The following is a 12884-nucleotide window of genomic DNA, read 5'->3' as shown; positions in this document are numbered from 1 at the left end:
GGCCCCCGGCCGCGGAACGCTCCGCGGCCGGGGGCCTTCGATCTGCTCAGATCCTGTGCTCGAGGATCTTCATGTCGGGTGCCCGCAGCTTGGGCGAGTCGACGTACACCAGGTCGATCACCGGGTCGGTGAAGAAGACCAGCGGCGGCGTCAGCAGCGGAGGCTCGTCGGGCGTGTAGTCGACGTCCAGCACGCCGAGGGCCTTGCCCCGGAACCGGCTGGTGTAGAAGTACACCCGGTCGCCCTCCACCGTGAGCTTGGGCGTGGTGATGTCGGTGACCGCACCGTCCTTGCCGTACACCCGCAGCCGGAAGTCGTCGGTGTCCGACCTGTCCATGGAGAAGCGGAGGGTCCGCACGGTCCCGCCGTCCTTCGTGGGCAGTTCGACGATCCCGTCGAAGGTGAGCCCGACCATCGTCACCCGGCTGCCGGTCATCAGCCCCGGCCGCTCCGCGACCGCCTGCTGGCCGCGGGCGGCCTTGAGGGTCGGCGCGGGCGACGGGGTCGGGCTGCCGGACGGTTCGGCCGAGGCCGACCCGCTCGGCGACGGGCTGCCGGACGGCTGCGGGCTGCTGGACGGTTCCGGCTTCGGGGAGGCCGACGGCTTCGGCCCCCCGGTCGGCGACGGGTCCGGCTCCTCCGGGGAGGGGCACGGCTCCGGCGAGGCCGACGGGCTCGGCGACGCCTGGTCGGCGCCGAGCAGGCCGCCGACCGCGTCGAGGAGCCCGCCGACGACCTCGCGCACCGGCCCGGTCCGGGCCGCGGACTGCGGACCGCAGTCCGCGGCCCGCGCGGGCTGCTGCGCCACGACCAGGCTGAGCGCGCTGGCCGTCAGTGTCGCCACGGCGATCACCATGGCGGCGTGGCGCGGGCCGCCGCGGCGCTCGTCGACGACGGTCTCGTCGACGACGGTCTCGTCGACGGCGGGCTGCCGCGGGCCGGGCACACCGTCGCGCAGCGGGTTCACCGCGGGCGGCAGGGTGTCCGTCATCGGCCCGTCGAGCAGGCCGTCCATGTCCGCATGCTGGTCACCGTCGTCACCGGAATCCGGCTCGCCGTCAGTTGCCGGGTCGCCGTCGGCCGGGTTCCACGCGAAGATCAGGCCGCCGCCGGCGATGCCGAGCAGCGTCCCCAGGAACCAGCCGCCCAGGTTGACGGCCAGCAGCGAGTAGATCGCGACGAACACGGCGATCAGGCCGTAGAACATCCGCTGTGCGGGCGTGAACCAGGCCAGCAGGCCTGCCAGCACCAGCATCAGCGGGATGAGCAGCGCCTGGAAGCCGTTGATGCCGACACTGAGAGTGGCCCCGTCGAGGGTCATCTTCGTGGTGGCGATGATCTCCACACCGGCCAGTGCGGCCAGCAGCCCACCCCAGAACGGCCGGCTGCGCCGCCAGGCGCTGAACCGCTGAGATTGCCACAACCACAGGGTCACGGGTGCCTCCAAGAATCCCGGTGACCGGGAACGTGCCTAGCCAACACGTCCCCGGTCGAGAACAGCTCAGTCAGCGAAGCAGCCAGTGCTGTCCATGGAAACCGTCAGCGACAGCCCGTTCAGCGCGAAGGTGCCGGCCTGGGTCAGTCGCGCGACCTGCTTGACGCCCGCGATGTCGGCGCGGTCGGCCTCCTGGCCGAACAGGCCGGCCTGGCCGTGGTGCGGACCGCCGGCGGTCAGCTCGGAGGCGTCCGCACCAATGTTGATATTGGTGAAGACGGCGTCGCCCTCCAGCTTGTCCATGCCGATGAGCAGGTTCTTCGCCGTCACTGGCGCGTCCTTCTCGCGGCCGGCCCGGATGAACAGCGTGACGTCGCCCAGGCCCGGGATCGGCGTGGTCACCGACTGGCACAGGTTGGTCAGCGTCGCGTCCTTGATCGCCGACATCGCCACCGGGTGCGGCGTGCCGTTCTTCTCTTGGACCACGCTGCCGTACTGGCTGAAGCCCTTGGCCACCAGGACGTCCGCCGAGATCTTGGCGGTCTGCCCGGAGACGTGGAAGGTGACCGGGACGGCGCCGTTGGCCACGCCGGCCATCAGGCCGGAGACCGCGATGGTCGCCGGGATCACCACGGCGGCGAAGCGCCGCCATCTGGTACGCCCCAGTACCAGATTGCCTTGCGAGTCCTTCACAGGGACCTCCTCGCGATGGGGTTTGCCCCGCGGCGCACCGCCTGCGGGGTCTGTCTTCGCCGTGCGCAGGGTGAGACCGCGCTCGGGGTGCCGACGATGTTTCCGCCTTATGACGCGGACCACAAGGGCCAAGCTACTGACCAGTAACTGCGGGTGGCCGCCACGATCATTTGCAGTGACGCACCGTCGTGGAGCTCCCCGTTTTTCGCCCACGCTGTCCGCCTTGCCAGCCTCTGGCGTCACGCAGCGTCGACATTTACTGATCAGTAACGTTTTGATAACGCCGATCCGCGCAAACGGCCCCCATCGGCCGAACGGCCGGGTCCGGTCGCCGACCGGATCGAATATAGACAGCCGACCATGCGCGCGTCGCGGCCGACCCGATGACCTCGGCGTCATGGAGGGCGCGGCGGCTCACGGGCACACGCTGATGCGGCCGCCGCGCCCGGCGTACCGCCTACGCGTCCCTCGCAGCAGTCGGCACACCATCGGTCTCGACCCGTGGGGTGCGAGCCATGGGAGAGACCGTCATCACCATAAACGAGCTAGTTGACTATGTCTAGATATCCAGCTGAAGAGTTGATTCGGGGTGAGTGACGGTGATCTACTACTGAAGCGAGCCATGGGAGATGGTATGACCGCGAAGTACGAGCGGCTGGCTAACGCCATCCGCGAGAAAATCCGCTCGGGGGAGCTGAAGCCGGGCGACAAACTGCCGTCCATCAGCCAGATCCGAGAGGAGTACCAGATCAGCTACGGTTCGGTCCGCGGCGCGATGCTGGTGCTCAAGGCTGAGGGCCTGATCGAGGGACGCCAAGGGGACGGAGTCTTCGTCAAGGACCCCAACCGCAAGGACTGACCCCCTCCGCCGCCTGCACGCCCGCGCCGCCACCGGTGGTGCGGGCGCGGTGGCGTGTGCGCCGGATCAGCCGTGCCGGCGTCCTGGGCCCGGAAACGCAAACGCCCCCCTGAACATTTCTGCTCAGGGGGGCTTCTGTGCGCCCGAAGGGACTCGAACCCCTAACCTTCTGATCCGTAGTCAGATGCTCTATCCGTTGAGCTACGGGCGCTTGGTGCGGGATCAGCATACACGGCCGGATTCCCGGCCGTTCAGGTGGTCCTGCGCGGAGGCTCCGGGATTCGAACCCGGGAGGGGCTTTAAGACCCCAACCGCATTAGCAGTGCGGCGCCATAGACCGAACTAGGCGAAGCCTCCATGGCGGTCCCCAGGTTGCCCTGTTGACCACCGACGCAGAAGAATACCGTGCCCCCACGGCCTTGAGCAAAACGGATACCGTGTCGCGCGCGGGGACTTCCCCGAAGCGTGCTCAGCCATCCCTCTCACCCCACCGAGGACACATGCGCAGGACACCACTGCGCCGGCTCGGGCTCGTGTTTGCCACCGTGACGATCACCACCTTGGGATTGTCAACGCCTGCGCAGGCCGAACCCGACACCGGCACCATCAAGGGACACCTCACCGCGAACGGCCAGCCCGTCGCGGGCGTCCAGGTCGGCACGTACGGCCCTTCCTGGAGCAGCGCGGTCACCGACGCCGACGGCGCCTACGAGCTCACCGATCTCGACCCCGGCCCGTACGGGGTGCACTTCCGGGCTCCCGGGCGGCCCGAGCAGTTCGCCTACGGCGCGACCGACTGGGGCTCCGCCGCGGAGATCTGGGTGACCGCGGGCGGCGTCACCACCGTCGACGACGTACTGCTCCCGTACGCCACCTTCACGGGACGGTTCACCGACGCCAACGGCGAGGGCCTCTCGGTCAACGTCACCGCGACCAGCGACACCGGGCAGACCTCGGCGGTCTGGGCCGGTGACGGCAACTACACGCTCGGCGTCTTCCCCGGCCGGTACCGGATCCAGTTCCAGCGCGACTTCGGCGACCCGCAGTGGGCGTACGGCGCCCGCACCGCCGAGGCCGCCACGGTCTTCGACGTCACCGCCGGCCAGTCCGTGACCGTGAACGAGACGCGGCTGCCGATCGGCAGCGTCAGCGGCCGGATCACCACCGCGGACGGCGGGCCCGCCCCAGGCGTGCGCGTCGATCTGGTCGGCCGGGACGGCGTCGGCGGTCCGCTCGCGATCACCGACCAGGACGGCCAGTACCGCATCGACGACTTCGGCGGCGACTGGCGGCTGCGGTCGACCCGGGAGAACGGTCTGGTGCAGTGGTACCCGAACGCCTGGGACGAGAGTGACGCCGCCACCATCACCGTCACCCCCGGCACGGTGCTGCCGATCGACCAGCAGCTGCTGGCCACCGGCTCGCTGAGCGGCCGCTTCACCGACGCCGCCGGCACCGGGCTCGCCGGCGTCCAGGTCCAGCCCTCGTTCTCCGACGGCAGCTCCACCGTGCTGTGGACCTACACCGGTGAGGACGGCGGGTATTCCTTCCCCGAGCTGCGGCCCGCCGACTACGTCGTGCGTTTCGACGGCGCGCACGGCGTCGACCAGTACGCCCGTGGCAAGGTCACCGCGGCCGCCGCAGACCGGATCACCGTGGCCGCGGGGCAGAACGCGGTCGTCGACGACGTACGGCTGCCGACCGGCAGCCTGACGCTGCGCGCCCGCGACGCCGCCACCGGTCAGCCGATCGAGGATTTCTACGCCTCCTTCGGCGCCCAATCGCCGAACGCGGAGAACGGCGTCATCTCGGTGCCGGCGGTCCGGGCCGACACGTACCAGGCGCAGATCTTCGCCAACGGTTACCTCTCCGCCTCCGCCACCATCACCATCACGGCCGACGCCGAGACCTCGCTGACGGTCGACCTGACCCCGATGGCCCGGCTGCACACCAAGGTGGTGGACCGGGCGACCGGGAAGCCGCTGGCCGGCGTGTGCGTGCTGGCGCTCGACCTGGTGGCTCCGGCCATCGGCGACGGCTGCGAGCCGACCGACGCCTCCGGCGTGGTGAACCTCCCGGTCGACGCCGGCAAGCGGCAGCTGTTCGCGTTCCCGGCCGATGCCGCGGGCTTCGGCGCGCAGTGGGTCGGCCGGGACGGCGGCACCGGCGTGCAGCCGCGCGCCCAGGTGTTCACGTTCACGGCGGGCACCGTGACGACGGCGCCGACGATCCGGATGGACCGTGCGGGCGTCATCTCCGGCACGGTGACCAGCGAGACCGGGCAGCTGCCCGGGGGCACCGTCTGGGTGGTCGACCAGGAGTACAACACCGGTGGCGGCTTCGGCTACGCGAACTTCGAGGCGGACGGCCGGTACACGATCGACTTCCTCGGGCCGTACGAGTGGCCGCTGCTTTTCAAGGTGGACGGGCATGCACCGCAGTGGAGCGGCACCACCGGCAACCGGCTGCTCGCCGACAAGGTGAAGGTCAAGGCCGGCAAGAACACCCGGTACGACCACCGCATGGTGCGGGGCACCGAGGTCACCGTGAAGCTGCCCGGCGTGCAGGGCAACGGCTACATGGCGATGGAGAACACGGTGACCGGCGACTTCTCCGGGGGCACCTGGTCGGAGGCGCCGTTCGCGCAGGGCGTGACGTTCCGGGTGCTCGGCCCGCAGTTCGTGCGGGTGCGCTGGAACCAGGGCCCGCAGTGGCACTGGTACGGCGGGGCCGACCGCGAGCACGCGAAGACCGTGTTCGTCCCGGCGACCGGCAGCAAGGAGTTCGTGCTCAGCTAGGCGGGAGCGCGACAGTCGAGGGCCGGGGCCGAAGGGTCGCCGGCCCTCGTTCGTGCCGGGCGGCGCATCGACGGACCCGTTCGCTAGTGTGCGAGCCACATTCACGGGACCCTTCATCACCCGTGTGTGCACATCCCCTCTCACACCTTTGAGGACGTATGCGCAGACACACGCTGCGCCGGATCGGGTTGACGCTGCTCACCGTCGCGGTCGCCACCATGGGACTGACCGCGCCGGCACATGCCGAACCCGATACGGGCACCATCTCCGGCCGCCTCACCGACAACGGCGCACCCGTCCCGAACGCCTCGGTCGGCGCGTCCGGGCCGGGCTGGGGCGGCGCCGTCACGGACGCGGACGGCTACTACCGGATCACCGACCTGCCGCCGGGCGACGACTACCGGGTCGGCTTCTCCGTCGGTGTCCGCGAGACGCAGTTCGCCCACCAGACCCTCAGCTACGAGGCCGCCACCCTGTTCACGGTCACCGCGGGCGGCGAGACCGTGGTGAACGAGACCCTGCTGCCCGTCGGCACGATCACCGGCCGGATCAGCTACCCCGACGGCACCCCGCTGGCATACGGCCACCTGACCTTCCAGCGGACTGACGGATTCGGGCAGTGGCAGAGCGCGCAGGCGGACGAGGACGGCCGCTACAGCATCGAGCTGCTGGTGGCGGCCTACCGAATCTGGTTCTCCCCAGCGTTCGGCGGCGTGCGGACGCAGTACGTGCCGGGCACGCTCAACCCCGACCGGGCTGCCGCCTACCAGGTGGTCGCCCGCGAGACGGTGACCGTCGACGACACGGTGCTGGCGCTGGGCACGATCACCGGCCGGATCACCCGTCCCTACTACTTCGACACGGCGGGATACGACACGATCGTGGTGGAGGGCGTCGACGGCGAGGGCACCTTCACGGTCCACCCCGACGCCCGGGACGGGTACAGCGTCCCCGTGGCCGCCGGCTCCTACCGGGTGCGCATCGACCACAACGACCAGTTCATGCAGTACGTGCCGCGCAGCCGCACCCAAGCCGGCGCCCAGGTCTTCACCGTGGCCGCGAACGAGGTGGTCACGGTCGGCGACGAGGAGTTGCTGGGCATCGGTTCGCTGGCGGGCCGGTTCGCCGAACCCGACGGCACCGGCCTGACCGGTGTCCTCGTCACGGTCACCGACGAGTACGGCACGTCCGCGACCACCACCACCGGCGACGGCGGCACCTGGCGCGTCGACAGCCTGGTGGCCGGCGAGTACCGGGTCCACTTCACCGCCGCGGAACCGCGCGTCGACCAGTGGGCCCGCGGCAAGACGACCGCCGACGCGGCAGATCCGATCACGGTCCTGTCCGGACGCACGGTCGAGGTCGACGACACGAGGCTGACCTCGGGCAGTGTCCGGATCACCGCCCGGGACGCGGTCACCGGCGCACCGGTGCAGCACTTCGGGGTGCAGGTCGGGGAGTCGATCGGCACGACCGAGCAGGGCGCGGTGGTGCTCTCCGGCCTGCCGGCGGGCACCTGGCCGGTGACCGCGTGGGCGGACGGTTACCGGTACGCCGAGAACGCGGGCGAGGTGACGGTCTCGGCCGGGCAGGAGTCCTCGATCGAGCTGGCGCTCCAGCCGTACGCGAAGATCAAGGCGAAGGTGGTCGACGCGGCGACCGGCGCTCCGATCGCCGGTGTGTGCCTGTTCACCGCGACCGGTGACCGCTTCCGGTTGTTCCAGGGCTGCGCCGGAGAGAGCGACGGCAACGGCGACGTCCTGCTCAACGCCGTCGAGCCCGGCCGCTACCAGATCTTCGCGCTGCCCGACAACGGTTCGCCCTACGGCGCGCAGTGGGTCGGCCAGGACGGCGGCACCGGCGACCAGCGGGAGGCCAAGTCCTGGACGGTCACCGCAGGGCAGACCCGCGACATCCACCGGATCCGGATGGACCGGGCGGGCACCGTCACGGGTGTCGTCACGGGAGCCGACGGCGCCGCGGTCGGCGGGGGGCTGGTCTCGGTCACCACGCCGGTGATCGACAATGGAAGCCGCGGCGATGCCGCCATCGACGCCCAGGGCCGCTACACGATCGGTTTCCTCGGCCCGTACGAGTGGCCGCTGAGCTTCCAGACCGACTCCCATGCCTGGCAGTGGAGCGGAGGGCAGGCCAAGCGCCACGACGCGGTCACGGTGCGGGTGAGGTCCGGCCGGACGACCACGTTCGACCAGCGGCTCAAGCTCGGGACGGTGGTTCGGGTCACCGCCGCCGGCTCGCCCGCGGGCGGATTCTCGGTCGCCTACACCGTCGGCACCGGTGACGTGGCCGGCTATGCCCCCGTCCCGCAGGACGGCGGCGAGGCCGTGTATCGGGTGCTCGGCTCGCAGCACGTCAAACTCCAGTACAACGCGGGCTACGGCTACGAGCGGGGCTGGTACGGCGGCACGGACCTCGCCTCGGCGACATCGGTGCGCGTCCACGCCAACGGAACCCCGACGGTCCTGGCGTACCAGTACCACTGACAATCGGTCACGCAGGAGGGGCGGCGGCTGCCGCCCCTCCTGCGTCATCTCGCCGACAGGCGCCCGGCCAGCGCGCCGAGCACGACCGCTCCCGCCATCAGCCCGGTGAAGCACACCCAGGCAATCGGCCACGGGTTCGCGTCCGGCGCACGGTGCGTCAGGTACGACACGAGCAGCAGCGCCGACGGCACTCCCGCGCCGAGCGGCATCGCCTGCCAGGGCGGCACGCCCGAGCGGCCCAGCCACAGTCCCAGCACGAGCAGCACCAGCGCGAACACGACCACCGGCCAGGTGCGCACCGGCGTCGTCTCGATCAGCTCACCGGGGTGTTCGGGCCGGTTGCGCAGGTCCCACGGGATCAGCAGCAGGTAGGCCACGCCGGACAGCAGCGGGGCGAGCACGGTGGCGAGAGTCCGCATACCACCATGCTTACCCCGGGCCGGTGAAGATCGCTCAGATCCAGTCCAACTGGTCGGCGAGCAGGGCGTATCCGACGAAGGCGACGATGTCGAGCAGCGAGTGCGCGACGATCAGCGGACCGGTGCGCCGGTAGCGCAGGAAGAACAGCGCGAACACCACACCCATCACCGCGTTGCCGACGAACCCGCCGAAGCCCTGGTAGAGGTGGTACGCGCCGCGCAGCAGCGCGCTGGTCGCGATCACGGCGGGCACGCCCCAGGACAGCTGGCGCAGCCTGGTGATCAGGTAGCCGACGACGACCACTTCCTCCAGGATCGCGTTCTGCACCGCGGCCAGCAGCAGCACCGGCAGCGCCCACCACACCTCGCCGAGGCCTTCGGCGACGACCGTGGTGTTCAGGCCCAGCTCCCGGGCGGCCACGTAGAGGGCCAGCCCGGGGATGCCGATCGCGGCGGCGAGCAGCGCCCCGGACCCGGCGTCGAAGCCCCGGCGGGTCCCGTCGAGCCCGAGCAGGCCGCGAGCGCCGAATCGGCCGTCCCAGCCGGGCCCGCGGTTCAGCAGGTGGGCCGCGAACAGCGCCGGGACCAGCGCGAAGAAGATGCCGGCGAGCTGGAATGCCAGATCCAGCCAGGGCCGGTCCGGGGTGCGGGCGACGTTGAGTTCGGAGGCCTGCTGGTTCAGCGGGGCCGGGCGGGTCAGTTTGTCGACCAGCGACAGCGCCGACCAGACCGCGGAGTGCCCGAGCGAGACGCCGAGCAGCAACCAGACCTCGTTGCGCAGGACCGGGCGGGTGGGGGTGGAGATCCCCCGGACGAGCTCTTCAGCAGCCATGACACAAGAGGGTCGCACAGTCTGTGCGACGGGCGAACGCGCAGCGTTGACATCGTTACGAACGTGAGCGACCTTCAGCGGCTGTTGAAAGAAAGCTGGACACTTGTCGAGGAGCAACAGGACAAAGTGGCCGGCTACTTCTACGCGCGGATCTTCCTCAACAATCCGGGCGTGCGGGACATGTTCCCGGTGACCATGGACGTGCAGCGGGCGCGGTTGCTGGGGGCGATCGTGACCGCGGTGCAGTCCGTCGACGACCCGGACCGGTTCGACGAGTATCTGCGCTCGCTCGGCCGGGACCACCGCAAGTTCCAGGTGGTGCCCGAGCACTACGAGGTGGTCGGCGCAGCGCTGCTGGAGGCCATGCGCACGTTCGCCGGCCCCGAGTGGTCCTACGAGTACGACCAGGCCTGGCGCGACGCGTACGACGTCATCGCCCGCAAGATGCTCGCCGGCGCCTCGGCCGACAGCAACCCGGCCTGGTGGCACGCGGAGGTCATCGCGCACGAGCGCCGTTCGAGCGACATCGCGATGCTGACCGTGCGCCCGTTCCAGCAGCTGGAGTACCGCGCCGGGCAGTACCTGTCGGTCGAGGTGCCCAAGTTCCACCCGCGGGTGTGGCGCACCTACTCGGTGGCGAACGCGCCGCGCACCGACAACACGATGGACTTCCACGTGCGGGCGCTGGGCGCGGGCTGGGTCTCCGGTGCGCTGGTGCGCCGGGTGCAGGCGGGCGACCTGCTACGGCTGGCCGCCCCGATGGGCACCATGGTGCTGGACCGGCGGTCCACCCGCGACATCGTCTTCGTGGCCGGCGGCACCGGGCTGTCGCCCATCAAGGCGCTGCTGGAGGACCTGACCACGTTCAACCGGACCCGCTGGGTGCACGTCTTCTTCGGCGCACGCAACCGCGACGACCTGTACGACCTGGCGTCGCTGCAGGAGATGGCGGCGGCGTACCCGTGGCTGTCGATCGTGCCGGTGTGCAGCGAAGACCCGGGCTGGGGCGGCGAGGAGGGCTCGGTCACCGACACGCTGTCGCGGTTCGGCCCGTGGATGGAGCACGACTTCTTCGTGTCCGGGTCGCCGATGATGGTCCGCACCACGCTGCGCACCCTGTCGCAGCTGAAGGTGCCGCAGACCCGCGTCCGCTACGACGCCTTCAGCGAGCACTGAGCCGTTCCCGAACACACGAAGAGGCCCGCCGGTCCGGCGGGCCTCTTCGTGTCTCTCAGCGGGCCGCGACGGCCGGTGGCGCGGAGGTGAGGGCGCGGAAACGCCACTGCAGTTGGAACCGGGCGTTCAGCGACGGGTCCTCGGTGCGCCAGGTGAACACCGCGCGGTCGCCCTCCAGCTCGCGCACGATCGGCGTGCGCAGCGGGGCCTCCTCGGCCGCCATCGACGTCTCGACTCCCCACACCTGCGGGTCGAGCATGGCCGGGAACCGCATCTGCACCACCAGCCGCCGCGTGGGCAGCCGGACGGCCCGCTCGAACCAGGTGCCCCACTTCAGCTCGTCGACGCGGTAGCGGTACTCCACGGTGGTCCGTTCGCCCGGGTAGAGCGGGAAGCGGCCGTCGGCGTTCTCGAACAGCAGCCAGATCTCCTTGAACGCGTCACGGTCCTGCTTGGCCCGCCACACCATCGGCTCGGCGGCGCCGGGCTCGCCGCAGAACGCGACCAGGTTCAGCTCGTCGAGCCCGAGCGGGTAGGCCCGGTGGTGGGCGTTGGAGCGCTGTGGCTGGCCGGGATACCGGTCCACCGCGACCCGGATGAGGTAGCGCGTCACCGGCTCGTTGCCGGCGTTGTAGAGCGCGCGGCGCACGATGACGTGGTAGTCGCCGTCCACGTAGGTCAGCTGGGCTTCCTCCAGCTCGACGACGAGACCCGTGCCGGGTGGCAGCCACTGCGTGGGCACGGCGGGTTCCCTGGTGAGCAGGGTGGCCGGACCACGGGCCTGCCTGGCCTCCTCGTACTCCTGGAAGCGGCGCCAGATCGCGCCGCCGGCGTTGAGCACGGCCTCCGCCCGGCGGGCGAAGTCCTCGGTCGGCCGATGTCTTCGGCCCTCGATGTGGCTGATGTACGAGGGGTCGAACCCCATCCTGCTGGCGAGCTGCTTCTTGGTCATGCCGCGATCGATCCGCCACCGGCCGAGCTCGGCGGCGAACGCCTCGACGGCGCGTTCCACCGGCGAAACGCTCATGACCCTGCCCCGCTCCGCTCGGTCATGCCACACCTCGCCCCCTCCTCCGCTCGTCGTGACTCCTCATTCTTCGCGGCCGCTGGACCAGTTAATGAGAACTGCTGATTACCTGACAAAAACCTTGACAGGCGATCAAGAGACCAGCCGGTGCGTGAGGCCCCATAACCCCCGCAGAAAGTGACACACGGTGAGCGAAGTGGCGTAAACTGGCACCGGTCTGGTTAGCCTAGCCTTATCGGGGTACAGTGAGGTCAACCCCGTATGGGCTGGTGCATGTGCAGGAGAGGATCGGTGAGGAACGAGTGCGTACGCTGACGCCTCTGGTCCTGACCGACGCCCTGCGCCCCCTGACCGTCACCCTCAGTGCGGTGCGCCGTCGCCGAGGGTTCACGGCGGTGCACGGCCTGGCCGACCCGCTGCTGGTGACCGACGACGAAGGCTGGACCCCGGCGTCGCGGTTGCTCGACGGTTCCGCACTGCCCGCCCTGTTCGACACCGCCGTCCAGCGCTGGGGCGCGGCCCCGCACGCCGCCGCGACGCTCGCCTGGAAGTCGTACACCTACTGGGTCGCCATGCCCGCCGTGCTGAGCTGGGCCGCGGCCCGCCGGGTGCCGCTCGTCGACACCGACAGCACCCTGCTGCGCTTCGGCGGCGACGAGCCGGGCGCCGCCCTGGTGCAGGTCGGCCTGCGCGCGCCACAGGTCGCGGTGCTGCCCGACGACCCGCTGGCACATGCCGGCGTCCCCGGCATCACCGTCGTCTCCGACGAGACCCTGCTGCTCAAGACGCTGCGCAGCAGCCTGCTCGACCAGCACCTCGACCCGCTGTCCGAGCGCATCCGCGCCGAGGTCAAGGTCGGCCGGCGCACCCTGCTCGGCTCCGTCGCCTCCGGCATCGCGTACGCGGTGCTGCGCAGCGCGCCCGCCCTGCCGGGCTCGACCGCCGCCGACACCGCGCGGCAGCTGCTCGACGCGCTGGACCTGCGCGACCTGGTCGACATCGGCATCGGCGACAACGGCGAGCCCGAGGTCCACCGGCGCACCTGCTGCCTGGCCTTCACCCTGCCGCAGCCGAAGGTCTGCTCCGGCTGCTGCCTGCGCTGACCTTCGCCGTCTCCCGGCAAGGAACGCCCGTCTCACGA

At 70.7% G+C, this 12884-nt stretch carries 9 protein-coding genes, 2 tRNA genes and 1 pseudogene; 5 read left to right on the top strand and 7 right to left on the bottom strand.

What is annotated here, in order from left to right; translation table 11 throughout:
• Window positions 1-46 precede the first annotated feature (46 nt).
• Window positions 47-1435: a DUF6114 domain-containing protein gene (locus tag F9C41_RS35570; RefSeq protein ID WP_155391247.1), complete on the bottom strand. Its 1389-nt coding sequence runs from the start codon at window positions 1433-1435 to the stop codon at window positions 47-49.
• Between the two features lie 66 nt (window positions 1436-1501).
• Window positions 1502-2128, bottom strand: a complete 627-nt coding sequence (locus tag F9C41_RS35565; RefSeq protein WP_196280092.1) for a DUF6230 family protein — start codon at window positions 2126-2128, stop codon at window positions 1502-1504.
• Window positions 2129-2762: 634 nt separating this feature from the next.
• Here F9C41_RS35565 and F9C41_RS35560 point away from each other — a divergent pair.
• The gene (locus F9C41_RS35560) at window positions 2763-2987 is read left to right on the top strand and encodes a winged helix-turn-helix domain-containing protein (protein ID WP_144119775.1); all 225 of its coding nucleotides are present in this window, start codon (window positions 2763-2765) and stop codon (window positions 2985-2987) included.
• Window positions 2988-3125: 138 nt separating this feature from the next.
• Here the strand turns inward: F9C41_RS35560 and F9C41_RS35555 are convergent.
• Both F9C41_RS35555 and F9C41_RS35550 read right to left on the bottom strand, forming a co-directional pair.
• Window positions 3126-3198 (bottom strand) — tRNA-Arg (locus tag F9C41_RS35555).
• A 55-nt stretch (window positions 3199-3253) separates the two neighbouring features.
• Window positions 3254-3344 (bottom strand) — tRNA-Ser (locus F9C41_RS35550).
• Window positions 3345-3547: 203 nt separating this feature from the next.
• Here F9C41_RS35550 and F9C41_RS35545 point away from each other — a divergent pair.
• Window positions 3548-5785: a carboxypeptidase-like regulatory domain-containing protein gene (locus F9C41_RS35545; RefSeq protein ID WP_196280091.1), complete on the top strand. Its 2238-nt coding sequence runs from the start codon at window positions 3548-3550 to the stop codon at window positions 5783-5785.
• Window positions 5786-5943: 158 nt separating this feature from the next.
• Window positions 5944-8289 carry a carboxypeptidase-like regulatory domain-containing protein gene (locus F9C41_RS35540; protein ID WP_155391245.1) on the top strand — a complete coding sequence of 782 codons (2346 nt, stop codon included), beginning with the start codon at window positions 5944-5946 and terminating at the stop codon, window positions 8287-8289.
• A 44-nt stretch (window positions 8290-8333) separates the two neighbouring features.
• Here the strand turns inward: F9C41_RS35540 and F9C41_RS35535 are convergent, their stop codons facing one another.
• Together F9C41_RS35535 and F9C41_RS35530 are read right to left on the bottom strand one after the other, a co-directional pair.
• Window positions 8334-8708, bottom strand: a complete 375-nt coding sequence (locus F9C41_RS35535) for a hypothetical protein (protein WP_155391244.1) — start codon at window positions 8706-8708, stop codon at window positions 8334-8336.
• Window positions 8709-8742: 34 nt separating this feature from the next.
• Entirely contained in the window at window positions 8743-9540 is a 798-nt protein-coding gene (locus F9C41_RS35530; RefSeq protein WP_155391243.1) for a CPBP family intramembrane glutamic endopeptidase, read from the bottom strand.
• Window positions 9541-9603: 63 nt separating this feature from the next.
• On the opposite strand from F9C41_RS35530, the gene F9C41_RS35525 reads away from it, so the two are divergent.
• Window positions 9604-10716, top strand: coding sequence for a globin domain-containing protein (locus tag F9C41_RS35525; RefSeq protein ID WP_155391242.1), 1113 nt, complete (start codon window positions 9604-9606; stop codon window positions 10714-10716).
• A 73-nt stretch (window positions 10717-10789) separates the two neighbouring features.
• On the opposite strand, the pseudogene F9C41_RS35520 reads toward F9C41_RS35525, so the two are convergent.
• Window positions 10790-11743 (bottom strand): annotated as a pseudogene (locus F9C41_RS35520) (helix-turn-helix domain-containing protein); the annotation flags it as partial.
• Window positions 11744-12054: 311 nt separating this feature from the next.
• Here F9C41_RS35520 and F9C41_RS35515 point away from each other — a divergent pair.
• On the top strand, window positions 12055-12846 hold the full coding sequence (locus F9C41_RS35515; RefSeq protein WP_230690268.1) for a (2Fe-2S)-binding protein: 792 nt from the start codon (window positions 12055-12057) through the stop codon (window positions 12844-12846).
• Window positions 12847-12884: the final 38 nt, after the last annotated feature.

Source organism: Catellatospora paridis (assembly GCF_009720365.1).
Taxonomy (GTDB): Bacteria; Actinomycetota; Actinomycetes; order Mycobacteriales; family Micromonosporaceae; genus Catellatospora; species Catellatospora paridis.
This window is presented reverse-complemented; position numbering and strand designations above follow the sequence as displayed.